Here is a 24,878-nt window from a genome sequence, read left to right as displayed (position 1 = left end):
TATAAAACAAAACCCAGGATGAAATATATTCCCAAAATTTCTGCGATTATCTTAGCTGCATTTGCTGCTCTTACTTTGTTTATGACCTTCTCCATCTTTTTCGATTTGTTTGGTATCAGGGAAATGGAAGGCAATTATGTGCTGTTTGTAGTAATCGCTAATTTTATTTGTTCCCTGTGTTATTTTGTGGCTGCTTATGGTTTTTGGAATCACAAAAAATGGACAACCCAGATTTTAATTCTTGCTGTTGCCGTGCTCTTTATCGCTTTGGTTTCCTTCCTGATTTATGCAAACAGCGGTGGTCTGCACGAGCCAAAGACTACCGGTGCTTTAATCTTTCGCCTGGCATTTACTAGCTTGTTTGCGATAGTGTCCTATAAATATTATAATCGCTTCTCAAAAAGCAATTAATTTTTTTAACCCATAAGTTAGTTAATATTAACAAACATAAAAATGAAAAAACTACTTGAAAAATCAATCCGCTATCCCTGGCTTGTAATGGCCGTAATAGTAATACTTAGTATTTACTTTATGAATGAGCTGCGCCGTAACGGGCGTATGGAAACCAATCTCGACGAGTATATGCCCAAAACCCATCCGGCATTTATTTACAGCGATCAGGCCGAAGAATGGTTCAACATAAAAGACGGGATTTTAATAGCCATTGAGCACGAATCAAGCATTTACAACCCGCAAACCTTACAGAAGATTAAAGAAATTAGTGAAAGGCTGCAGGAAATGCAAGAGTTTGACGACAATGATGTCATGTCGCTTTATACAGCCGATAATATAACGGGGTCAGAATATGATCTGGAGGTAAAGGCTTTTTATCATACAGCGCCTGAAACACAGGAGGAGTTGGATGAACTTAGAATGATTGTTCGTGACAATGAAATGGTGTACAGCCGGCTTGTTTCGGAAGATGAAACGGTGGCTTTAATTGTAGCCGGTATGAAAAGCAACGGGTTTACCCAGGAGTTCTATCAGCATATTATGGAGTTCGCACATTCATACGAAAGCGACAGCGAAACAATTTATGTTGCCGGAAGGCCGATTGTTGAAGGAACGATGGCATTGCTCGGGCCGGCTGATATGAAACGCATGGTTCCTATCGTGCTGGTTGTAATCGCTTTGGTTTTATACCTGTTGCTAAAAAGTGGCCGGGCAATGGCAGCTACACTTTTAGGTGTTACGGTAAGCACCATCTGGGCTTTCGGACTGATGGCTGCCCTGAAGGTGCCGATTTATTCGGTAACAACCATGATACCGGTCATGCTTATTGCCATAGGCGTGGCCTACGGCATTTATTTCTACAATTATCTGAACCGCTTTGTAAAGGAAAACCCCGATGCAAGTCGCCGCGAAGCCGCCGAGCATGTGATTGGGAAATTGTGGAAGCCTTTGCTGATGGCCGCATTCACTACCATGATAGGATTCATCTCACTACTTACTTCGCAGGTTTACCCGATCAAATTTTTCGGGATATTTACAGCCTTCGGGATTTTAATCGCCTTTTTAATGGCCATGATATTTCTGCCTTCTGTGGTGCTGATAACCGGATTTAAAAAGCTGAAATCGGGCAAGGAAGATACAAACAAACCTTCAGTTTTTTCTACCAGGCTCAGCAACTGCCTGATCAGGAATAAAAAGGCAGTGAAACTGGCTGCCGGGATCATCGTAGTGGCATCAATCATCGGGGCGCAATGGGTATGGATCAACTCTAGCTTTCTCGATAATTTTGAAAAAGACAGCGACATTGTGCTTACCGATGCTTTTGTGAACAGCAAATTCGGAGGCACCTCAACATTGAACCTCATACTGGAGGCCGATAATGAAGATGCCTTTAAATTGGCTGAAAACCTGCGTTTGATTGATGAAGTGCAGCAAGCCACTGAAAATGTGCCGTTGGTAGGCAACTCGTTTGCACTGACGGACTATCTGAAGCGCATGCATAAGGTGATGAATGCCGGAGACCCTGATTTTTATGCCATCCCTGAAACCAGCGACATGGTGGCTCAATACCTGCTGCTCTACGAAATGTCGGGCGATCCTGAAAACTTGCTGAAGGTCGTTAACTATGGCTACGACATGACCAATATTACTTTTCAGCTTAAAAGCGACGACTCAAAAACCATCAGCGAGGCAATTGCCGTGATTGAATCGTATAAAGACCGGTTTTCAGTAGCAGGCATTGAGATAAATTATTCAGGTTCAGGATACAAGGCTTTGGTGTTTAGTGAACTTATCCTCGAAGGACAAATCATGAGCATCCTACTTTCATTGATCCTGGTGATCATACTCCTAAGCTGGATGTTCCGCAGCATTAAAGTGGGTTTGATCGGGTCGGTTCCAATTATTATCACTGCTGTCATCAGCTTTGGCGTAATGGGCGCTCTGAACATCCCACTCAGCACAGCTACTGCCTTGCTGTCGAGCATTGCTATTGGAATTGGCATTGATTATGCCATCCATTTTATTCAGAACTACAAAATGAATCTGGCAGCATCGGGCAAGAAGCTTCCTGCATTATATACCACGGTAAATGTTACCGGCAAGGCAATTCTTTTCAATGCCATTGTGGTTATTGCGGGATTTTTAGTGTTGATGTTCTCTGTTTTTCCGCCAAACCGAACACTGGGCACATTGGTATCAATGAACATGTTTACAAGTCTTGTTGGTACGCTCAGCATCATGTTGGTGTTGATATATGGATCAAAAGTTTTTGAAAGAAAAAGTAATTCGCCCAATCAGTAAACTTTCAGCCTGTTGTGATGAAAACCATCTTTAAAATATTGTCCATTTTGCTTTTTGTGCTTGTAAGCTATACAATGCTTCAGGCTCAGAAAGTGGATATATTGGATGGCCGTGGAGATGAGGAAAGCAATTTTTTCAGCCTGATCCGGGCGAATCACAGTGATAGTTACATTTCATTCAGCCAGGGATTGGGCAATCTTGAACCGTTGATTTTTGAGGCATTGGTTGCGCCCTACTTTTTATTGCGAACCAGCCGTGATTCACGCTGGGGAGCAACAGTTTCGACACCCATCTTATTTCGTATGCAAGCCGAATATTCATTCCCGGTTAGATCACCAGGCTACATACCCAATGTAACCTTTTATCACCTGATGGATGTTACTAGTATTAATCATTTGAAGCCGTGCTATCTTTATCTTACCCTTGCCCACCATTCAAACGGACAGGTGGATAGTTTCTACAATGAGGATGGTTCAATAAACAGACGGAGCGGCGATTTCTCAACCAATTATATGGAGTTTGGAGTATTTTTCAACAATATCCTGGTTCCTTTCGACAACGCAAACGACTATTTCCGCACAGCTATAGAATTCCATCCCAACATAGGCCGCAGCGAAGAACTTGAAGGGCACTATAGTTTTGTGAGGTGGCATAACAGCTTCAGAATTTTCAGAACGCCTGATAAAGGTTTCTGCGAACCGAGGGTTCAAACCAAAGTTGAAACCACATGGATGTTTGGTGAAATCAATAATGCACATGCATTCAGTCTGAAAGAAAGGTTCAACTTCTCTATGAATTTCGCGATAAAGCCACAGGTTCTTAAAGATGTTAGCCTGTTCGTCAATTTTTATTCGGGCAAGGATTACTACAACATGTTTTTCGACAGACGGATATGGGCTTTAAGGTTCGGATTACAGGCTTATTCATTTAAATAGCAATAAATCAAATTTTTATTTCAATAATGTTACACAATTAAAAAAAAGAAAAAATGAAAACAGTAAAATTTATTATGAGCATAGCCATACTGGCTTTGATGACAAGCACGATAAGTGTATCTGCCCAAATGAGCGGGCAGCAAATCATGGAAAAAGTTTATTACAACCCCACAGGAGAGGATATGCAGGGTGAGCTGACAATGACCCTGACAAATTCTCGTGGGGATCAAAGGGTAAGACAACTAAAGCAATTTATAAAGAATTATGATGATGTTGAAAAGAAGATCATGTTCTTTCTTTCGCCTGCCGATGTGCGCAATACTTCATTCATGAACTGGAGTTATACCGATGGCCGCGACGATGACCAGTGGATCTACCTTCCTGCGCTAAAGCGTGTAAGAAGAATTTCAAGCGACAGCAAGAGCGATTATTTTATGGGCTCAGATTTCACCTATGACGATATGGGCGACCGCCACCCTAACGAAGACACTCACACGCTTCTACGTGAGGAAACAATTAACGGTAAGGCTAGCTACGTGGTGGAAAGTGTACCAAAAGACGCAACGTACATGTATTCGAAAACAATTACCTGGGTGATGAAAGACAATTTTCTTGGCCTGAAGCGGGAGTTTTACGACAGAAATGGAAAACTGTTGAAAGTGTTGAACATTAAAAAATTTGACAAGATCGAGGGATTCTGGGTTATTCTTGAAACTGAAATGAAAAATGTACAGAAAGATCATCGTACCGATATTCACTTCAGCAAGGTTGAAATTAATAAAGGTCTTTCTGACAATCAATTCACCGAACGGGCCATGACAATGGGATTATAATTTATAAGAAAGGATTAAAAAATGAAAACTAAATTCCTGATTCTGATCAATGTCGCCCTGCTACTTTCTACGGTAGCCTGGGCGCAGGAAGGCAATATCCGCTTTTCGGGTTTTGCCAGGAACTATACCGGCGTGTTAACCGGTGGAGATAATGAATTATCAATTTCACAGAATACACTGAACCTCAAAATGGAGGGGCGTAACCAAAGTGCCGCATTTTATGTGAACCCTTATCTATACCACTATTTTGACGAAAAGTTGGAGCTGGGCCTGCGCGAGGCTTATATTGACCTGTATTTTAAGAACATGGATTTCCGTATTGGCCGTCAACAGATTATCTACGGCAAGGCAGAAGGCGTATTTATTACCGATGTGGTATCGCCCAAGGATATGCGCGAATTCCTTTTACCCGATTTTGATGAGATCCGCATGGGCATTACTTCATTAAAAGCAAATTATTATGCCGGCAACAGCACTTTTGAATTTGTCTGGGTGCCGGTATTTACACCTACACAAATTCCTGCTGAAGGATCCATCTGGCGGCCCTCAATGAACTATCCCATTCAGCCGGAGTTTGATTATTCCAAACAAAAAGTAACGCCGAAACTTGATAACAGCGAGTTTTTTGCTCGTTATTCACACATGAGTTCAAAAATTGATTTTGAGCTTGTCGGGGGCTATTTCTGGAATGATGATCCTGCATTGCATATCAGCAGGCAGATCAATCTGGAAACCATGCAACTCAACGGTTTAATAGTAAGACCCGAGCACCATCGCCTGGCCATGGGAGGCGGTAGTCTCAGCACCACTGCCGGTCCATTCGTAATCAGAGGCGAAGGGGCATATTATAATGGAAAAATGTTCCAGACTGAGAATACGGCTTACAAAGATGGAACGGTTGAAAAAAACTACCTTCACTACATGGCCGGTATAGATTACAACCTGGCTGGAATATGGCTCAGCGCTCAGTTCATACAGGAATACACCCTTGATTATGAACCCGAAATCCAGAATGATGAATTTGAAAGCACCATGACCTTTCTTGCACGCCGTGATTTTATGCGCGAGAAGCTATGGCTGGAACTTTTTACTTATATAGGGCTGAACAACGGTGATGCTCTGATCCGCCCCAAGGCCACTTATTCCTTTGCCGATGGAATAAATATACAATTGGGCGCCAATATCTTTACAGGCACTGAAGGCCGTTTTGGCCAGTACCATGAAAATGATATGATTTATGCCAAGCTGAAATACAGCTTTTGAGTTAATTCTCTAAAATTAACTACTTTTGTGTTTTCAATACTGTTATGCTAAGCAAAGTAGTTTCAATATCATTACTTGTCATTGCAAACCTGATTCTTTTAGCTCATGATGTGATCCCTCATCACCATCATGATGATCATGTTTGTTTTGAGCATGGAAGCTGCGCCACCCATCATTCAAATGATTCAGAAAATGAGCAGCGATCTGCAGATGAAAATGAGGCTTGCTGTTCATTGGCTGATTTATTAATTATTCCTGCAAATTCGCGGTTCGACGAAATTATCTCTTCCTGCTGCACTTCTTTTCTTGATTCTGGTAGCCAAAGCCCGGCATTAATAACAAACACTGAATTTGACTATTCAAAGTTTCTGTTGCCTTTGCTTTTCCGACAACACCCGCAAAAAACAAATTTCTATCGCGCATTCATTAGTCTTTCAGCAGGATTGCGTGCTCCCCCTGTTTTTTAATTCCTTTCACTCATTTCAATTTTGAAAAGAGGCTGTCTCTAACGGTCGAATCTTGTCATCCTGATCCGCCGCTTCGGAGAAGGAACTCTATTAGACTGTTTATTAGATTCTTTGCTGCGCTCAGAATAACAAAAAACAGCAAATTCAGTGGTTTTGAGACAGCATCACTTGTTTATTTACAAGTTAACGTTTAACCTTTCCATTTTTCAAAATCATTAAATAGATAAAATCATGAAGAAATTTATTTTCCCACTTGCATTTTTGTTTTTTATTCTTGCTTCCTGTGGTTCAGGCACACAGAATAATACCGGTAACCAAACACATTCCCATAGCGATGGCACAGAGCATTCGCATGATGGTCATGACCATGAGCATGAAGACATTCCTGAAGGCCAGGAATCATTTGAGGTTGAAGAGATGGAGGATAATCATCAACACGATGGTGATACAATTCATAACTATGACCATGATCATGACCATGATCACGAACATCCACACAAACATTAAGGCTATTCAGTTTATAGAATTCTTTGGATTTCATTTTCCGGTGCTGATCCAGCCGGCCTAATCAAACACGACAATGAAAAAAATACTTGTCATCTTATTCATATTATTTGCGATTTCAGCTTGCAGAAATCAGCAGGCTGAACACGACACTCATGATCACGATCATGATGAGGTGAAGCTGTTTATAATAGCCTATAACGAAAGTTTCGAGGTATTTGCCGAAGCTGATCCCTTTGTGCAGGGCAAAACATCCGAAATACTGGCACATTTTACCCATCTGGAAAATTTCAAACCATTCAGTGAAGGGACAGTAACAGTCAGTCTGGTAAGCAGCAGCAATGGCATAAGGCATACGCTTGATGCTCCAAACAAACCCGGGATTTATCGCTTTCGCCTGCAGCCCCAGACCACCGGCATGGCGAGGGTTCAGTTTGATCTGGAGTATAAAGGTGTAAAGTACCGTCTTGATGGAGGCAGCTACCCTGTGTTTGACAATGAACATGATGCCATTCATGCCGCAGAGGATCTGATTCAGGAGCATCCCGCTGCCATTGCTTTTACAAAGGAACAGTCGTGGCTGGTGAGTTTTGCTACGGCTCCGGTTGAACACAAAGCCATTGGGGTAGTAGTTAAAACAGTAGGGGAGGTAATGCCGGCCCAGGGAGATGAAATCACCCTTAGCGCTCAATCGCGTGGTATAATACGGTTTGTAAATAACAATCTTTACGAAGGTGTTGATTTGCAACGAGGTGAAGTTTTAATCAATATTTCAGGTGAAGGACTGGCCGAAGGTAGTCCAACGCAGCAATACCGTGAAGCGCGCAATAACTTTGAAAAGGCTAAAGCTGATTATGAGCGTTTGAGCCCGCTTGCCGAAGCCAATATTGTGAGCCAGCGCGATCTTTTGCAGGCAAAAAATGAATTTGATAACGCAAAGGCCATCTTCGATAATCTTTCGGAGAATTTCTCAGAAAGCGGGCAATCCATAAAAAGTCCTGTTGATGGTTACCTGGCTCAGTTATTTGTTCAGCACGGGCAATATGTTGAGGCAGGCCAACCCATTGCGAAGGTGGTACGGAACTATGATATAATCATCAGGGCAGAGGTTCAGCAACGTTATAGCCGCTTGTTGCCCGAGCTCGCAACCGTGAATATTTCAAGCCGCGATGGGGAAATCTATACACTGGAAGAACTCAACGGGAAAATTTTGTCTTGGGCGAAGAATACAACTGCGCATAGTCATCTGTTACCGGTTTACCTTGAAATAAGCAACCTGCCCGGCTGGCATACCGGAACGCTGCTGGATGTTTTTCTGAAAACGTCTGACACAAATACCAGCTTGGTGGTTCCGACTACTGCCTTGATTGAGGAACAGGGCAATTATTTTGTTTTTGTACAAATTCATCCCGAGAGCTTTGAGAAAAGGGAAGTGTTTATTGGGAAAACAGACGGAATGTTTACAGAGATTCTACGTGGTCTTAGTGATAACGAAAGGGTGGTGAGCCGCGGAGCGCTAATGGTAAAAATGGCTGCAGTATCAGGCAATATTGACCCACATTCAGGCCATGTTCATTAGAAAGGAGCGCTTATGTTAGACAAGATTTTACACTTATCGCTCGACAACCGTCTGCTGGTCATTCTTCTGGCCATCATTTTAATGGTGGGTGGAATCCAGATTGCCTCCAATATGGACGTGGATGTGTTTCCGGATATAACGGCTCCAACAGTTGTAGTTATGACTGATGCCCATGGCATGGCATCCGAGGAGGTGGAACGTTTGGTAACCTTCCCGATTGAAACGGCTGTAAATGGGGCTACTGATGTGCGCCGCGTTCGCTCGGTTTCTTCACAGGGTTTCTCCTTTGTATGGGTGGAGTTCGACTGGGGTACTGACATTTTCAGGGCACGGCAGATTGTAAGTGAAAAAATGGTGGAAATTGCACCCAGGATGCCTGCCGGTATCGGAGCCCCAATACTGGCTCCCCAAACATCTGTGATGGGCGAAATAGTTTTTGTTGGTCTGCAGGCCGACAGCACCAGCATGCAGGATTTACGCACCATTGCCGACTGGGACATTAAACCGATTTTACTCGCAACATCCGGCGTGGCACAAGTAACCATCATTGGAGGAGATTATAAGCAATACCAGGTGTTGGCTGATCCACATCGGATGATGCATTATGGAGTGAGTTTGATAGAACTTGAAGAAACCTGCCGGGGTATCAGCTTAAATTCGCAGGGTAGCGTCATTCGTCAATATGGAAATGAGTTTGTAGTGCGTGGCATGGCCCGAACCAACAACCTTGAGGAGCTGGGTATCTCGCTAATCAAACATGTTGATGGCAAGCCGGTCCGCCTGAATGATGTTGCTGAAATACAGATTGGCGCTGCAGTAAAAATGGGGCATGGTTCGCAGGATGCAAAACCGGCAGTAATTCTTTCCATCTCCAAGCAACCCAATGCCAACACCATCAAACTTACACAGGCAATTGAGGATAACCTGGATGCACTCAGGTCTTCACTTCCTCCTGATGTTGTAGTTGATACCAGCATCTTTCGTCAGGCTGATTTTATCAGGACAGCCATCAACAATGTTAAGAAGGTATTATTTGAAGGGGCCATACTTGTAGTTATAGTTCTGCTACTGTTTTTAATGAGTTTCCGAACCACAATCATTTCATTGATAGCCATACCGGTTTCCTTGCTTTCGGCGGTTATTGTGCTGCATTTACTGAACCTGAATAGCAATACAATGAGTCTTGGCGGGATGGCTATTGCCGTTGGTTCACTAGTTGATGATGCTATCATTGATGTGGAAAATGTGTATAAGCACCTTCGGCGAAATGTGTTGCTGCTACCCGCTGAACGCACGCCTGTCCTCACAATAGTGTTCGATACATCCAAAGAAATCCGCTCTTCCATAATCAAAGCCACGCTGATTATCATCGTGGCTTTTGTACCATTGTTTTTCCTTTCGGGGATGGAAGGCCGGATGCTGCAACCACTGGGCATTGCTTTCATTGTTTCGCTTGCAACTTCTTTACTCGTGGCCATGACGCTTACGCCTGTGTTGAGTTATTACTTACTGACGGACGAAAAACGCCTTAAAAAAGCCGCCCGCCGTGAACCCTGGTTAAGCCGTAACCTGGCCCGGATTTATGAACAATCACTCCGGAAGGCACTTCGAAACAAGAAGAAATTTATCCTGGCTTCAGTAGCCCTGTTTGCGATCGCAATGTTGGTGCTGAGCAATATGGGAAGAAGTTTCCTTCCGGAATTCAATGAAGGCGCTCTAACCATCAGCGCCGTGATTCAGCCAGGTGTTTCGCTGGAGGTAAGTAACGAGGTTGGAACCTTGCTTGAAAAAGCAGTGCTGACCATCCCTGAAGTTACTGGTACAGCCCGTCGCACCGGTAGGGGAGAGCTTGATGAACATTCGCAGGCAACCAATAGTGCGGAAATTGATATTAATTTCATTCTCAAGGACCGTCCGAACGAAGAATTCATGGAAGACATAAGAGAAAAGCTGGCTTCAATCCCTGGTGTTGCCTTTACTGTTGGTCAGCCGCTCGGGCATCGCATTGACCATATGATTTCCGGAACACGAGCCAATATTGCCATCAAAATATTTGGGGATGACCTGAGCACATTGTATACCACAGGAAAGCGCATTGAAGCAGCTATTGCAGATATACCCAATGTTGTGGATATTACTACTGAAGAACAGATTGTTGTGCCTCAACTGCAGATTCGTGCCAATCGGGATCGCCTGGCTTATTACGGTATTCCAATGCATGATTTTACCAACTTTGTAGAGTGGGCTTTTGCCGGAGAAAAAATGACTGAGATATATGAAGGGCAACGCAGCTTTGACCTGGTATTGCGATTGAATGAAGATTATACAAAGGATATTGAGGGTGTAAGCAATGCGCTGATACAAACGGTTGACGGCAAGTATGTTTCGCTTGCTGAAGTTTCTGAAATAGTTTCGGCAAGCGGGCCCAATACAATCAGCCGGGAGAATGTGCAGCGAAAACTGGTGGTTTCAGCCAATGTTTCTGGTGGCAGCCTGAGCAAGGCAGTGGATCAGATCAAAGAACAAATTGCGCTGAATGTTAGCCTTCCGGAAGGATACCGCATTGAATTTGGTGGGCAGTTTGAGAGTGCCGAAACTGCATCACGGATTTTATTACTGACATCTATCCTGGCCATTGGTGTCATTTTTCTATTGCTCTTCCAGGAATTTAAAGATTTAAGAGTTTCAGCAGTTGTTCTTATTAACCTTCCGCTGGCATTGATCGGGGGTGTATTTGCGCTCTGGATTACGTCGGGTGTTTTAAGCATCCCGGCCATCATCGGTTTCATCACTCTTTTTGGGATCGCAACCCGGAATGGCATCCTACTCATCGGAAGGTATCAACGGCTCGAAAGCAAAGGTTCGAATATTTTTAATAGTGTTGTTCATGGATCGGTTGACAGGCTTAATCCTATTTTGATGACTGCACTGACTACAGGGCTGGCTTTGATACCACTTGCATACTTTGATGATATGGCCGGTAATGAAATACAGAGTCCGATGGCAAAAGTCATACTGGGTGGATTGCTTACTTCAACACTACTCAATATCTACCTGATTCCTATTGTGTACAGCATGCTGAACAACCATAAATCTTTTAATGAAAAAATACAATGAAAACGCTAGATTTATCTGTTTCAAAGAATAGCCCTTTTGGAATGAGTTGGCAGTTGGCAAAATGCAGTTGGCAAAGATCTGATTGTAATTGCAATGGGAACGTAAACGGGAAACTGGAAAACATCGCAAACGTGGTCGATAAGTACGTTTTGGTTCGTAAGTTCTTGTTGTTAATCACTTTTACTTTCCTGATGTGCGTTAATGCTTTTGCTCAAAACAGCGTTGAATGTGTGCTGGCGGAAGTTGAAAAAAACAATACCGGGCTGGCTGCCTTGCAAATGCAATTAGATGCACAAAGCATTTCAAACAAAACAGGTATCTATCTGCAAAACCCGGAATTTGAATATGCATGGTTTGCGGGAAACCCGGATGGGATTGGAAATAAAACCAATATTTCGTTGCGACAACAATTTGATTTTCCGACAGCTTATTTGCATAAAACCCGTATTGCCAATGCACGCAATGACCAATTGCTGCTGGAGTTTGAAAATCAGCGACGCGAACTTTTGTTTGAAGCCCGCCTGATTTGCCTGGAATTAATCAATGCAAACATCAGGGCACAAGAAATCGGGAAGCGTCTTCAACATGCAGAGCGAATGGCGAATGCCTATGAAACAATGTTTGATGCAGGGGAAACCAATATAATTGAACTCAATAAGGCAAAGCTGAACTTTCTTGGTCTGCAAAATCAAGCCGAAAGAATTGAAATAACACGACAGTCACTGCAGAATAAACTTGCCGGCCTCAATGGAGGTATTCAAATTCAATTGGCTGATACTTCGTTTTATCCTATATCATTAAGTGAGGATTTTGAACAGTGGTATGTACAGGCAGAAGAGAGAAACCCGGTTTTGAAGTGGCTGAGCCAGGAGATTGAGATCAACCGGAAACAGGAAAAACTTCAAAAGGCCTTGAGCCTGCCAGGCTTTAATACCGGATATGTGAGTGAAATACTCACTCTTGAAAAGTTCAGAGGTTTTGCCATCGGTATTTCTATTCCGCTCTGGGAAAATAAAAATACAGTCCGATATACAAAGGCCCATACATCAGCCTTGCAGGGCAGCGAACATGACAAGAAATTGCAATTTTATAATCAGCTAAAAGCACAACATGCCCAAGCCTTAAGCTTGAATGCAAGTCTTCAGGAATATGAAAGGCTTTTGCAGTCAATTGACAATACCAAACTGCTGGCAAGAGCCTGGGAGCAGGGAGAGCTCAGCCTGACCAATTATCTGCTGGAACTGTCTTATTATTATCAAAGTGTTGATAATCTATTGGAGATGGAATTGGAACTGTACCAAACCCTTGCCGGGCTGAATAAGTATCTTGATTAACCTAAATCAAAATCATTTTTTTATATTATTGTTTAACTATATTCCAATATTATTTAAACAATATTCGGGTTCTCATGTTCCTTTAAGAAAATGAAGATGAAAACCTATGCACTTATTGGTGGATCATCCACCATCGCTCAAACACTTATTAAAAGCCTGGAAAATCAGGATGTGATTCTGCTGGTTTATTCAAGATCTGAAGACCTTTTTCATAAACAAAGTAATGTTACATGGAAGCAGTTTGATATTCTCAAAGATGAATTTAATTCAAGCGAAATACCCTCATCAGTTGACGCATTGCTGTATTTCCCCGGAACTATCAACCTAAAGCCATTCAACTCATTGAAGATTGATGATTTCCAGAGCGATTACGAAATTAATTTCCTGGGCGCTGTAAAAGCCATAAATGCATTTTACCGGCCTCTACGTAAATCGGGAAATGGCTCGATTGTCATGGTTTCGTCAGTTGCGGCAAAAGTTGGCATGCCTTACCATGCTTCCATTGCCAGTGCAAAAGCGGCTGTTGAAGGTTTGACCCGTTCGCTTGCCGCTGAGTTTGCGCCGCACATCAGGGTGAATTGCATTGCGCCATCCCTGACGGATACACAAATGGCTTCAAAACTTCTGTCAACTGAGGATCGGAAAAATAGCATTGTACAACGCAATCCTATGAAGCAAATAGGCAAACCTGAAGATCTCGCAGCGATGGCAGAGTTCCTGATCAGCGAAAAAAGTGCGTGGATTACAGGCCAGGTAATTGGTGTAGATGGAGGAATGTCAACCCTTAATCTTGTTTAACTATGTTGCATTTCAGTTATCAATCTGGTTTGTTTACACTTACCAGCAAAATGCTTATCAAGGCTGATCTTCAATCAGCATGGGATTTTATTTCACTGCCTGAGAACCTTTCTAAAATAACTCCACCCCAGATGGATTTCAGGATCACATACCGCTCATCTCTGGATGGTGATAAAATGTATCCCGGACAAATTATTTGCTATAAAGTGAAGCCTCTGCCGTTTTTCAATGCAAGCTGGGTGACTGAGATCACACAGGTTCAGGAAAAGAGATTTTTTATTGATGAGCAGCGGTTCGGACCTTACCGTTTCTGGCATCACCAGCACATCATCAAAGAAGTGCCTGAGGGAGTTGAAATGACCGATATTGTTTCTTACAAACTGCCACTCGGGATGATAGGCCGTTGGTTCGTTGGTTGGCTGGTAAGGCGTCAGTTGAAAAATATTTTCGAATACCGCTCACGGCAAATGGACAAAATATTTCTATGATCCAGAAGCCTGATTAGAACGAATGATGACGGCTCAATCAAGAATTTTAGGCATGAAACTGGATTTAAGTTCAAGCACCAGGGCTGTATTTCCGGGCACGTTCCAGGTCTTATCAATCTCATAGGCGAAGCCATTGATCACATCCCTGCCCACATGATACCCTTTGGTTGCTTCGGTAAAGCGTTTGGAGTTTAATGATTTCTCTTCCGCGTTGCTGTTGATCACCACCATAAAGGTTGATTCTTGATTGTATCTGAAATATACATACACATTGTCATGAGGGATAAAATGCCTGAGCCAGCCATAGTGAAATGCAGGCTGCAGCTGCCTGAACTGGAGCAGTTTCCTGATGTGGTTGGTAACATCGTTTTGTTCATAGCTCCTGCCATCGCTGCTGAAAGCGCTGGTTTCATCGCCCGGCCATCCACCCGGAAACGGCATACGAATACCGCCATGTCCTTTGTGTTCGAGACCAGTCATTAAAATTTCTGTGCCATAATACATCATCGGAATGCCCCTTGTCGTGAAAATGAAAGTGAGCAGCATTTTAAGCTTTTCAGGATCCTGATCAAGGCTGCTGAAGATGCGTGATACATCATGGTTATCAGGAAACACTACCAGGTTATAGGGATCGGAATATAGAAAATCCTGGGCCAGCATATTGTAAAGCCGCATCAATCCTTTGTCCCAACCGGGTTCTTCGTTGAAGGCCTCACGAACGGCATCATATAACGGAAAGTCAAAAAGGCTGGGAATATTTGAATCATAACCATCATGATTGATTTTTCCTTGCTGGTAATAGCTTACCATGGCCGGGATTCCCATCCAGGCCTCACCCAAAATCCTGAAATATGGGTATTCATCTGAAATGTAACGTGCCCAGTCAGCCGTGAAATCTTTTTCGGCATAAGGCTGGGTGTCCATGCGGATGCCATGAATGCCGGCAAATTCGATCCACCACACCGTGTTTTGTTTAAGGTATTTTGCCAGCAGCCGGTTGTGTTGGTTCAGATCAGGCATATTGCTGTCGAACCAACCTTTTACCATGATGTTGTAATCGGTCTGCGAAGCATAAGGATCAACAATAGTGCTCATGCGGTACGAAGTGCGGGTGTATTCCGGCCATTGGTTCAGCCAGTCTTTCGAAGGCAAATCCGTCATCCACCAATGCTGACTTCCGCAATGGTTGAAAATCATGTCCTTGATAATCTTAATTCCCTTTTTTTCTGCTTCCTGAACCAAGCGGCGGTAATCCTCATTGGTTCCGAACCGGGGGTCAACCTTATAAAAATCGGTGATGGCATAGCCGTGGTAAGAGTAACGTGGCTGGTTGTTTTCAAAAACCGGATTGATCCAGATGGCCGTAAAACCCAGGTCTTCAATATAGTCGAGGTGGTTGATAATTCCCTGAATATCGCCGCCATGCCGCCCATCGGGATTATTCTTATCTGCTTTTTCAAGCATGCCCTCAATATTGTCATTGCCGGGATCGCCATTGGCAAAGCGGTCGGGCATAAGCAGGTAAATGGCATCTGATGCATCAAAACCTTCGCGGAACCTGGCGTTTTCATCCCGTTCTCTGAGTTCGTATTGATAAGAGTACCGAACCCTCTTTCCATCCAGAAAATCTATCTGGAAAGTACCCGGCGAAGCCTGGGAAACATCAAGATAAATGAAGAGGTAATTCGGGCTGTCAACCGAAACTACTTCTTTTACAATAATTCCGGGATGATTAATGTGAACCTTTAAAGCACTGATATTGGGTTCGTAAACCATAATCTGTAATTCGGTATGATACATGCCTGCCCACCAGAATGGAGGTTCAACACGCAAAGGTGATTTTTGGGCCGATATAAAAAGCGGAAGGATCAGCAGCAAAAAGAAAGACTTGGTTCTTTTCATTTCTTCAAGGGGTTTATAACGGCAAAAATAACCAATATTTTTACCACTGAGGCACTAAGTTCACCGGGAACCACTTAGTGTATCTGAGTGTCATCAGTGCCTTAGTGGTTTATCGCTAAACTACAATACTGTATCCGCGCGGAACCCGCCTCGCTGTCGAGTAGATTCGCTGTAGGCGATACATTATTGTAGCAAAAAGTAACCAATTAATACAAAAGCCTCGTAGAGGTTTCACAATTAAATGATCGGTTGTATTGTTATTATTTTACCGACCACCGATGATTCGATATCGGTGCCAAAAGATTGTTTACCACTGAGCCATTAAGTTCACTAAGAACCACTAAGTGAATCTTAGTGTTCTCAGTGTCTTAGTGGTATATTTAGTTGAGGTAAAAAAAATCCGTCAGACATTACCAGGAACCTCAAGGATTATTATTTGAGTTTTAACATTTCATTATGAATTCGTTTACGATCTTTGTATTATAGGTGCAATAAAGTCCTGCAACACTCTGCAATCTAAAAACGTTTCCAGCTTACACTCTCATTGCCGTGTTTTGCCATACTCAAAAATTCTAAGCCATGAAAAAAATTACAATTCTTTTCTTCTTTTTGTCACTATTCACTTTGATCACAGCCCAGGAAAACCTTGTCATTAGGCTCGATAATCCTTCGCGCGAGGCGCTGAAGTTTTTCCTCACAAACGAATATGACATTGCCTCCTATCACCCTGGCGAATACCTTGATATTGTTGTGGATAGTACAGAATTTCAGCGCCTGCTCAGGATCGGTTATGAGTTTCGTGTTTTTCAAACCCAATCGGACATCTTAAGCAACCTCTCGGTTCTGACCGATATTCCGGGTTATCGCACCTACCCGGTTGCGTTGGCTGAATTGCAGCAAATTGCAAACACCTACCCGGCCATTTGCAAACTCTACGACCTGGGCGACAGCCGTGGCAAGCAATACTATGATGGCGGAAACAATAATTACGTGAATTACCAGCACGATATATGGGCGCTGAAGGTTTCATCGAATGTAGAACTGGACGAAGACAAACCGGCTGTTTTTTACATGGGCGCTCACCATGCCCGCGAACCACTGAGCACGGAAGTAACTTTTTATATCCTGAACCACTTGCTGCAGCAATACGGGACCGATCCCGATATCACCAACAGCATCAACACAAAAGAAATCTGGTTTGTACCCATTGTAAATCCTGACGGCCATAAAATCGTGCTTGATCAGATTGATCAGAACTGGCGCAAAAACATCCGTGACAACAACAGCAACGGCCAACTTACACCCGGTTCATTCTCCACCTATCCCGATGGTGTTGACCCCAACCGAAACTACGGCTGGGAATGGGGCGGCCAAGGTTCAAGTGCAACACCATCCAGCATGTTATACCGCGGACCTTCTGCATTTTCAGAACCGGAAGTGCAGGCCATGCGTGACCTGATGCTCGACAGGCATTTTGTTGCTGGAATTACCTATCATACTTACAGTCAGCTTGTACTCTGGCCTTATGGCTATGTCTCAAATGCCGTTGCCCCCGATGCCACTGCGCTGGCAGCTCTGGGAACGCAAATGGCTCAGACAATTCCTAAACTGAATGGAGGAACCTATACCCCGCAACCTTCTTGGGCGCTGTATCCGGCAGCAGGCGTTACCGATGATTATGCTTACGGGGAGCATGGAATATTTTGCTATACCATTGAATTGGCTACCCAGTTTATTCCTCCTCAAAGCCAGGTTATACAGATTTGCGAAGACAACCTTGAAGCAGCGCTGATTTTGCTTGAGCGGGTTGATCAATCCACGCTTACAGGACTGGTAACTGACGCTACCACCGATGAACCCCTTATGGCTGAAGTGTATGTTGAAGGCATGGATAATACAGGTTTATATCGTGAGCCGTATAAAAGCAATGAGGATTTTGGCCGTTATTTTCGTTTGCTTCCCGATGGAAATTATACAGTTACTTTCTCATTGTTTGGTTATTTGCCCCAAACCTTTCAGAATGTAACCATCAACAGTAGCGGCCAAACGGTGCTGAACGTTGAACTTGCTGAAAGTCAATTTGTTAATGTCTCCGGCCATGTGTATGATATTGCCGACGGCCAGCCCATCGCCAATGCATCAGTTGAATTGATGGGTGCACCTGTTGATCCAGTTTATACCGATGCCAATGGTTATTATTTAATTGAAGATGTTTATGAAGGTACTTATACGATCCATGTTAGTGAAAGCAATTATTATAGTCAGCAGGAAACGGTTCAGATTACAAGCGGAAACAATGTCTTTAATTTTCAACTTACTGCCGCTGAAGCTGAAAGTTTCGAAATAGGGGTGTTTGGACCGGGATGGACTTTTTCAGGTAATGCAAACTGGTTTATTGCTGATGATGATGCCTGGCACGGGCAATATGCAGCCCGCTCAGGCAATATCTCACATTCCCAGTCCTCGTCCATGATGTATTCGCTTGACGTTGAAAGCAACGGCTTTATTTCGTTTTATTACAAGGTTTCATCGGAGGAGGATTATGATTTCCTGAGGTTTTACATCAATGACGTACAAAAAGGTTCCTGGTCAGGCGCTGCCGGCTGGGCCGAAGCAAGCTATGCCTTACAGCCCGGCTTGAACAACTTCAGATGGACATACTCAAAAGATGGTTCAGTATCTACGGGCCAGGATCGCGCATGGATTGATTTCATTGAATTTCCTCCATCTGATGTTTGCAGTCCGCCGCTTAACCTGCTGGCCTCTGCCATCACACCAACTTCTGCGCTCTTAAGCTGGACACAAGGTTCGGACGAAACAGTATGGGATTTGAAGATTGGAATAAAAGATTTTGACCCGCTTACCGAAGGCCAGTTAATAGCTGATTTAACTGAGACATTTTTACAAGTGAGTGAACTTGCCAATTCCACCGGATACGATTTTTATGTGAGGTCGCATTGCGAAGGGGAGGAGCGAAGCATCTGGAGAGGCCCGGAAACCTTCGAAACAATGTGTATGTACTTTGTCCCTTCGTTTTCCGAAAACTTTGATGCAGCGCCTTCGCTTCCAGGCTGCTGGGAAATTGTGGATCATGAAGGCAACGGCCAGGTTTGGGAATTCGGTTTGCACACCGAAGGATTAACAGGCACCACCGGCTATTATGCCTTTTTGAACAGCGATGGTTTCGGTATAGGCAATGCGCAGAATACGGATCTTGTGAGCCCGGCCTTTGATTTTTCGGGTTTCGAAGAAGTCAGCCTTTCTTTTGTGCATTATTTCAGGGAGTATGCCGGCACATCCGCTTCGTTGTATTATACAATTGATGCCGGGCTAAATTGGGTATTACTTGAAGAATGGATTGCTACCACTCCCAATCCCACTGTTTTTCAAGCTGCGATCCCGGAGGTTGCCGGACAGGAAAACGTGAGGTTTAAATGGAATTTTACCGGCAGTTATGGCTGGTATTGGGATATTGATGATATTGAAACTACAGGCGTGCCTGTTGGTCCTGATGTTCCAATAGAGCGGTTCATAGAGCATGAAACGGTCGGCAATGAAAGCGATGTTTGTTACGATGCCACCGAAACCATATTGGTTTCTGATTTCCTTGTCCAGAACGGCGGAACTGTCAACCTGGTGGCAGGGCAGCAGATTTTCCTGCTCGAAGAAACTTTAGTTGAGGCTGGTGGCTATCTGCTCGCCAGGATCACCGAAACTGAAGATTACTGCACCCAACGCGCTTCAATCCTGCTGTCAGAACCAATCGCCATTAGCAAGCCTGAATTACTAACTGATAATTCCAGCTTGTTTAAGATTTTTCCCAATCCGGCAAGCGGCATTGTCACTATAGAACTTTCAGAAAAGCTTTATGAAGCGGAATCAATCATCCAGGTATTCAGTATGACCGGAGAACTCATGTTGCAAAGGAATTCGACAAACCAGAATACGATTAAACTGGACTTTACCTTATCTCAACGTGACGTTTACCTGATCTGCGTTACTTCAGGCAGCAGCACAGCATCCGAAAAGCTGATCGTTGATTAAGAATTGTTTGGCGTTTGGCGTTCGGTGTTTCGGGTTCAATGTTCATGGTTCAAGGTTCAAAGTTCAATGATACGGTCACTCAATTGGTCAAAGTGATGGTTCGGTGTTGGGCGTTCGACTCTGAACGTCTGAACGTCTCAACGTCTTAACCAATCCACCATTTAACTATCCAACCAATCTATCAATTAACCGATTAACAAATTGAGCAGTTGACCAATCAACTACTATACTCCATTACTTCAGTGATTTAGAAAGTCAATCCCCCTAACCCCCTTCGCCAAGGGGGACTCGCTCCTAGCAAACTTATTCACAACATTTCCACATTCCATCCGCTATCAACCCACAAGCCCGTGCTTTCGGCGGACAAGTCACTCCATCACTCCATCATTCCATTACTCCATTACTCCACTACTCCAACCAATCAATCAATTAACCAATCAACCAATCAACCATTCTCCCCCAATTTGTCAAAGCCTCCAACCTCATTTCCGGGGACCCGCTAGGGACTTTCCGGGGACTTAGCAGTTGTTTTTGGCTGTTAAACAACAGATATACAGCATTATACATGTTAGCAAAGCCTGCAAAACCCCTAGTTGACCCCTAGATGACCCCTAGGAGGTCCCCGGAAATCCCTTGTTTGATCCACGATAAATTGAGAATTTTTTCGTTTTCCGGTCCAATTTTCTCAGTTTCTCCTCTTCTCACTATCTCATATTCCCAACTTCTCCCCATCCACAAAGTTCAAAATCCAAAATCCAAAATAAATCCCAATTCCAAACGCGTCATTCGTGCTAAATCTAAAATCGTAAATCTGAAGTCGTAAATTCCAATACTCCATCACTCCATCACTCCACTACTCAAACTAAAGTTTAAAATCCAAAGCTGAGTCCACTCCAAAAAGTCACAAATTGCTGATTTTTATCGTTTTTAACCCCTGATCCGCCGCGGCGGAGAAACGCTAAAAATCAGCACTTTGTGGAAGTCCCCTTTAGGAGATTTAGGGGCAGATATACTTTTCGGAGTGGACTCAAAGCTCAAATTCCAAAATTTCAAATTTGACATTGTTGTTATTTGTAGATTTACGAATCATAAATCTTGAATTTTGAATTAACAAATCCATCACTCCAACACTCCATTTCTCCCACTCTCCCAGTCTCCGTTTCTCATATTCCCATCTTCCCCTCTTCCCACCTTCTCACACTCTCAATGTCATTTCTCAGGTATTAACAAGAAGCTGAAAAGGTTTTGATTGGAAAACAAATTTTTTCATACATTGGCTGCATATTTCATCTTCACGCCCCAAACACGAGAAAGCTTGAAGTCTACCATCACATTAGAACCTGGAAAACACCATGAATGGGAAGTAGTTTTTCTGCTATTTCCCAAAGACCAGCAATTGATACAAATTGTAAAAGCCCTGGGATGTGCCAGGTGGAGCGTTTCCAGGCAGCGATGGTATATTGTGAAGGAAGATTTCAACCTGGGTGCTGTTTTTGAGGCTCTAAAGCCACATGCTTATCTTGATTACAACGCATTGAAACGGGAAAATCAGAATCCGGTGGTTCAGACCAAAGACAGTCCTTTAAATCTGAAAAAGGCTCTAAGCGGGGAAAATGGAAAGCTGGTTGAGGATTTCAGGTTATGGATGCAGCATAAGCGCTATAGTGCATCCACTATTAATACTTATATTGGCTCCATCAAAAGTTTTCTTGAATTTAACTCCCATAAACCGCTTACCGAAATAAGCAATGATGATATGGTAAACTATGTGAATAGCCATATCATCCCCGGTGGCTTGAGTTTTTCGTTTCAGAACCAGGTAGTGAATGCCACTAAGTTATTTTTCAGGGAGATTGTAAAGAGCCGGATAGAAATTGACAAGCTTGAAAGACCCAGGCGGGAGTATAAATTGCCCAATGTTTTGAGCAAAGAAGAAGTTGCTCTAATTTTAAATGCGTCAGTGAACCAGAAGCACCGCACCATGCTGAGCCTTATTTATGCCTGCGGATTGCGGCGCAGCGAATTGCTGAACCTAAAGCCAGGCGATGTTGACTCAAAAAGAGGTATGCTAACGATCCGGAATGCAAAAGGCAGGAAAGACAGGCTTGTGCCAATCTCAGCAAAAGTCATTGAGATGTTGAGAAGCTATTATAAAGCTTACCGGCCAAAGGTTTGGTTGTTTGAGGGGCAAAAGCCTGGAGAACAGTATTCAGCCACCAGTTTGCAGGAAGTGTTCAGGGCAGCTGTGAAAAAAGCAGTTATAAGGAAGCCTGCCACGCTGCACTGGCTAAGGCATAGTTACGCGACTCATTTGCTTGAAAGTGGAACGGATATCAGGTTTATACAAGAATTATTAGGTCATTCACCCCGTTGGATTAAAAATGAAGTAGTATGTTTTTCTATGTCTATGTATTAAGAAGTAAAAATGATGAATTGCTCTATACAGGGTACACTTCTGATTTGAAGAAAAGATTGCAGTTCCACAATGAGGGTAAAGTGCCATCAACCAAAAATCGAGTGCCATTAGAGCTACTATACTTTGAAGGATGCATCAACCAGCAAGATGCAACAAGAAGAGAGAAGTATCTTAAGTCAGGAAATGGCAAAATATATATTAAGAACAGGTTACGTAACTTTTTTTATCCTACGGGGTAAAGCAGCAAGACAACTGAGATTTATACACATGTTTCGGAGAAAAGCCTGAAAAAGATTAAATCGCCTTTTGATGATTTGTAAAAGTGTTTAATTTTGAAACAGAATAAGCGTATTTTTACCATCTAACAAAAATCAGAAAACAGTATGAACCGTACAATACATACCAAAATGCGGAGGCTTTGTACGGAAAGTCCGTATCTATAAACGAGTTATAGCCCATTTTAAAAACTGCCAGACAAATTGATCACGACTATAAAGTTGATTTAGATTAATGTTGAGCGTCATTACAAATGTAGCAAACACTCAAATTAAAACATTAAATGATATGGGAAAAATGAAAGCAATTATTTGCAACAAATACGGGCCACCGGAAGTTCTTCAGATGAAAGAAGTAGTAAAACCAGTACCTAAGGATAATGAAGTACTTATAAAAGTTCATGCAACAACAGTACACATAGGGGACACTAAACTTCGAAGTTTTAAGCCCGGGTTAGGACCTGTCAGAGATTTCTTTTTCAAGCCCATGATGCGTATAATGATAGGTTTCACGGGGCCAAGAAAAAAAATACTGGGAATGGAGTTGTCCGGAGATATTGAAGCAGTGGGCAAAGATGTAAAGTTGTATAAAAAAGGTGATCCCGTTTTTGCATCTACCGAGATGAGATTTGGTGGTTATGCCGAGTATTGTTGTCTGCCTGAAGACGGGGCCATGGCAAAAAAACCGACTAATATGACCTATGAGGAAGCCGCCCCGTTATCTAATGGTGGATTTACCGCCTTGCTTTATCTTAGGAAAGCAAAAATTCAGAAAGGACATAAGCTATTGATCTATGGAGCTTCCGGTAGTGTTGGTACTTATGCAATACAGCTTGCAAAGCACTTTGGGGCGGAAGTTACAGGAGTATGCAGTACTGCGAATTTGGAAATTGTGAAATCACTGGGAGCCGATAAGGTTATTGATTACACGCAGGAAGATTTTACACAAAGCAGTGAGACTTATGACATTATTTTTGATGCTGTAGGCAAGATTAAATCTTCAAAACGTAAAAAATCCCTGGTGAAGTCCGGAATCTATCTTAACGTTCTTTCTATGTCAGGCAGCGTTAAGTTGAAGGTTGAAGACCTGATCTTTCTCAAAGAACTCTGCGAAGCAGGAAAGCTAAGATCAGTAATAGACAAACGTTACCCTATGGCACAAATAGTAGAGGCTCACAGGTATGTTGACAAAGGACACAAAAAAGGGAATGTAATTATTACCATATAGTTTAAAAATTAAAAGAATGAAATCAACAAAAAAAATTGCAGTAATTGTCGGACTATTATTTCTGGTTTCGACATTAACATTTATGATAGGAAGTAACCTGATACAATCTTTTTTCATTGATGAAACTCAAAATAAATTCCCATTAATTCTGGGTGTTATTCTTGAAATTATTTGTGGAGTTGCTGTTGTTGGCATTGGAGTTTTAATGTTTCCGATATTAAAACTGTTTAACAAAAGAATAGCTCTTGGATATGTTATATTCAGGGTTATTGAGTGTACAATTATAATCGTTGGCGGAATTTACTTATTATCTCTATTAGAATTTATGTGGAAATACGAAATGATAATTTTTGTTTTCACTGCCTTGGGAGGTCTTATATTTTCTTATTTATTATATCTATCAATACTTGTTCCGCGATATTTGTCCGGACTTGGAATAATAGGGTATATAATGTTATTTCTCGGAGTTGTGTTGGATATGTTTAGCATTTTTAATATTAATGATGGCGCAGGTATGCTGGTATATCTTCCAGGAGGTTTATTTGAATTATTTTTCCCAATATGGCTTTTTATTAAAGGATTTAGTTCATCAGCAATCGTTTCTGCGTATGACAAAATAGAGAACAACATTAAAAAGTAATGATATTTTAACAGTACAAACAATTGAAAATTAAGAAAAACGGGCTATAACAGCGTGTATAAGCCATTGCTGGTAGCGGGTTTGCGGTGGGTATTACTCTTGGTTACCTTGTGCTACCTAGACTATAAAGCGCTTTGAATCACGCAACGGCTCATACACGCGACCGTTAGCCACCATTTAAAAAAATGAAAATTCCGATTCAAATAATAGTTGTTCTCATTCTGACTTCCTGTCAAACAGTTGACAAGTTTGACAAACAGGAATATTGCGACAATGAAGTTGAACTTTTGAAAGGGAACTC

The 24,878-nt window shown here is 42.7% G+C and carries 18 protein-coding genes; 17 read left to right on the top strand and 1 reads right to left on the bottom strand.

The window, feature by feature from the left end; all coding sequences use genetic code 11:
• The first annotated feature begins 18 nt into the window (after positions 1–18).
• From IH597_09945 to IH597_09890, 12 genes are all read left to right on the top strand, one after another.
• Complete coding sequence (locus tag IH597_09945) at positions 19–411, top strand: hypothetical protein (protein ID MBE0662780.1); 393 nt, start codon at positions 19–21, stop codon at positions 409–411.
• Positions 412–453: 42 nt separating this feature from the next.
• The gene (locus tag IH597_09940) at positions 454–2,754 is read left to right on the top strand and encodes an RND family transporter (GenBank protein MBE0662779.1); all 2,301 of its coding nucleotides are present in this window, start codon (positions 454–456) and stop codon (positions 2,752–2,754) included.
• 17 nt (positions 2,755–2,771) lie between these two features.
• A complete protein-coding gene (locus IH597_09935; GenBank protein MBE0662778.1) occupies positions 2,772–3,689 on the top strand; it encodes a hypothetical protein in 918 nt (305 codons plus the stop codon).
• A gap of 53 nt (positions 3,690–3,742) precedes the next feature.
• Positions 3,743–4,522 carry an outer membrane lipoprotein-sorting protein gene (locus tag IH597_09930; GenBank protein MBE0662777.1) on the top strand — a complete coding sequence of 260 codons (780 nt, stop codon included), beginning with the start codon at positions 3,743–3,745 and terminating at the stop codon, positions 4,520–4,522.
• Between the two features lie 21 nt (positions 4,523–4,543).
• Positions 4,544–5,785 (top strand): hypothetical protein, encoded by a 1,242-nt coding sequence (locus IH597_09925; GenBank protein ID MBE0662776.1) that lies wholly within the window; start codon positions 4,544–4,546, stop codon positions 5,783–5,785.
• A 44-nt stretch (positions 5,786–5,829) separates the two neighbouring features.
• Positions 5,830–6,252: a hypothetical protein gene (locus IH597_09920; protein MBE0662775.1), complete on the top strand. Its 423-nt coding sequence runs from the start codon at positions 5,830–5,832 to the stop codon at positions 6,250–6,252.
• Between the two features lie 231 nt (positions 6,253–6,483).
• Positions 6,484–6,759: a hypothetical protein gene (locus IH597_09915; protein MBE0662774.1), complete on the top strand. Its 276-nt coding sequence runs from the start codon at positions 6,484–6,486 to the stop codon at positions 6,757–6,759.
• A 73-nt stretch (positions 6,760–6,832) separates the two neighbouring features.
• Positions 6,833–8,335, top strand: a complete 1,503-nt coding sequence (locus tag IH597_09910; protein MBE0662773.1) for an efflux RND transporter periplasmic adaptor subunit — start codon at positions 6,833–6,835, stop codon at positions 8,333–8,335.
• A 12-nt stretch (positions 8,336–8,347) separates the two neighbouring features.
• Entirely contained in the window at positions 8,348–11,452 is a 3,105-nt protein-coding gene (locus IH597_09905) for an efflux RND transporter permease subunit (protein MBE0662772.1), read from the top strand.
• Positions 11,449–12,786 carry a TolC family protein gene (locus tag IH597_09900; GenBank protein ID MBE0662771.1) on the top strand — a complete coding sequence of 446 codons (1,338 nt, stop codon included), beginning with the start codon at positions 11,449–11,451 and terminating at the stop codon, positions 12,784–12,786. The genes IH597_09905 and IH597_09900 overlap by 4 nt, the downstream gene beginning before the upstream one ends.
• A gap of 96 nt (positions 12,787–12,882) precedes the next feature.
• Positions 12,883–13,584 (top strand): SDR family oxidoreductase, encoded by a 702-nt coding sequence (locus IH597_09895; GenBank protein MBE0662770.1) that lies wholly within the window; start codon positions 12,883–12,885, stop codon positions 13,582–13,584.
• Positions 13,585–13,634: 50 nt separating this feature from the next.
• On the top strand, positions 13,635–14,072 hold the full coding sequence (locus tag IH597_09890; protein MBE0662769.1) for an SRPBCC family protein: 438 nt from the start codon (positions 13,635–13,637) through the stop codon (positions 14,070–14,072).
• A gap of 33 nt (positions 14,073–14,105) precedes the next feature.
• On the opposite strand, the gene IH597_09885 is transcribed toward IH597_09890, so the two are convergent.
• Positions 14,106–15,974 carry a glycoside hydrolase family 13 protein gene (locus IH597_09885; protein MBE0662768.1) on the bottom strand — a complete coding sequence of 623 codons (1,869 nt, stop codon included), beginning with the start codon at positions 15,972–15,974 and terminating at the stop codon, positions 14,106–14,108.
• A 579-nt stretch (positions 15,975–16,553) separates the two neighbouring features.
• On the opposite strand from IH597_09885, the gene IH597_09880 reads away from it, so the two are divergent.
• From IH597_09880 to IH597_09860, 5 genes are all read left to right on the top strand, one after another.
• Positions 16,554–20,018 carry a carboxypeptidase regulatory-like domain-containing protein gene (locus IH597_09880; protein ID MBE0662767.1) on the top strand — a complete coding sequence of 1,155 codons (3,465 nt, stop codon included), beginning with the start codon at positions 16,554–16,556 and terminating at the stop codon, positions 20,016–20,018.
• A 1,315-nt stretch (positions 20,019–21,333) separates the two neighbouring features.
• Complete coding sequence (locus IH597_09875; GenBank protein ID MBE0662766.1) at positions 21,334–22,434, top strand: site-specific integrase; 1,101 nt, start codon at positions 21,334–21,336, stop codon at positions 22,432–22,434.
• Positions 22,410–22,673 carry a GIY-YIG nuclease family protein gene (locus IH597_09870; protein ID MBE0662765.1) on the top strand — a complete coding sequence of 88 codons (264 nt, stop codon included), beginning with the start codon at positions 22,410–22,412 and terminating at the stop codon, positions 22,671–22,673. Before IH597_09875 ends, IH597_09870 begins: the two co-directional genes overlap by 25 nt.
• Before the next feature lie 334 nt (positions 22,674–23,007).
• The gene (locus tag IH597_09865; protein ID MBE0662764.1) at positions 23,008–23,937 is read left to right on the top strand and encodes an NAD(P)-dependent alcohol dehydrogenase; all 930 of its coding nucleotides are present in this window, start codon (positions 23,008–23,010) and stop codon (positions 23,935–23,937) included.
• A gap of 16 nt (positions 23,938–23,953) precedes the next feature.
• On the top strand, positions 23,954–24,577 hold the full coding sequence (locus IH597_09860; protein MBE0662763.1) for a DUF4386 domain-containing protein: 624 nt from the start codon (positions 23,954–23,956) through the stop codon (positions 24,575–24,577).
• Positions 24,578–24,878 lie beyond the last annotated feature (301 nt).

The organism is Bacteroidales bacterium, from assembly GCA_014860575.1.
GTDB lineage: Bacteria > Bacteroidota > Bacteroidia > Bacteroidales > JAAYJT01 > JAAYJT01.
The sequence above is the reverse complement of the archived record's forward strand: the minus strand, read 5'-3'. Positions and strand labels throughout refer to the sequence as shown.

What these genes read in the sequence shown, in the direction of transcription:
- IH597_09945 (MBE0662780.1), top strand. Translation starts at nt 19, where the DNA reads ATGAAATATATTCCCAAAATTTCTGCGATTATCTTAGCTGCATTTGCT.
- IH597_09940 (MBE0662779.1), top strand. Translation starts at nt 454, where the DNA reads ATGAAAAAACTACTTGAAAAATCAATCCGCTATCCCTGGCTTGTAATG.
- IH597_09935 (MBE0662778.1), top strand. Translation starts at nt 2,772, where the DNA reads ATGAAAACCATCTTTAAAATATTGTCCATTTTGCTTTTTGTGCTTGTA.
- IH597_09930 (MBE0662777.1), top strand. Translation starts at nt 3,743, where the DNA reads ATGAAAACAGTAAAATTTATTATGAGCATAGCCATACTGGCTTTGATG.
- IH597_09925 (MBE0662776.1), top strand. Translation starts at nt 4,544, where the DNA reads ATGAAAACTAAATTCCTGATTCTGATCAATGTCGCCCTGCTACTTTCT.
- IH597_09920 (MBE0662775.1), top strand. Translation starts at nt 5,830, where the DNA reads ATGCTAAGCAAAGTAGTTTCAATATCATTACTTGTCATTGCAAACCTG.
- IH597_09915 (MBE0662774.1), top strand. Translation starts at nt 6,484, where the DNA reads ATGAAGAAATTTATTTTCCCACTTGCATTTTTGTTTTTTATTCTTGCT.
- IH597_09910 (MBE0662773.1), top strand. Translation starts at nt 6,833, where the DNA reads ATGAAAAAAATACTTGTCATCTTATTCATATTATTTGCGATTTCAGCT.
- IH597_09905 (MBE0662772.1), top strand. Translation starts at nt 8,348, where the DNA reads ATGTTAGACAAGATTTTACACTTATCGCTCGACAACCGTCTGCTGGTC.
- IH597_09900 (MBE0662771.1), top strand. Translation starts at nt 11,449, where the DNA reads ATGAAAACGCTAGATTTATCTGTTTCAAAGAATAGCCCTTTTGGAATG.
- IH597_09895 (MBE0662770.1), top strand. Translation starts at nt 12,883, where the DNA reads ATGAAAACCTATGCACTTATTGGTGGATCATCCACCATCGCTCAAACA.
- IH597_09890 (MBE0662769.1), top strand. Translation starts at nt 13,635, where the DNA reads ATGCTTATCAAGGCTGATCTTCAATCAGCATGGGATTTTATTTCACTG.
- IH597_09885 (MBE0662768.1), bottom strand. Translation starts at nt 15,974, where the DNA reads ATGAAAAGAACCAAGTCTTTCTTTTTGCTGCTGATCCTTCCGCTTTTT.
- IH597_09880 (MBE0662767.1), top strand. Translation starts at nt 16,554, where the DNA reads ATGAAAAAAATTACAATTCTTTTCTTCTTTTTGTCACTATTCACTTTG.
- IH597_09870 (MBE0662765.1), top strand. Translation starts at nt 22,410, where the DNA reads ATGTTTTTCTATGTCTATGTATTAAGAAGTAAAAATGATGAATTGCTC.
- IH597_09865 (MBE0662764.1), top strand. Translation starts at nt 23,008, where the DNA reads ATGAAAGCAATTATTTGCAACAAATACGGGCCACCGGAAGTTCTTCAG.
- IH597_09860 (MBE0662763.1), top strand. Translation starts at nt 23,954, where the DNA reads ATGAAATCAACAAAAAAAATTGCAGTAATTGTCGGACTATTATTTCTG.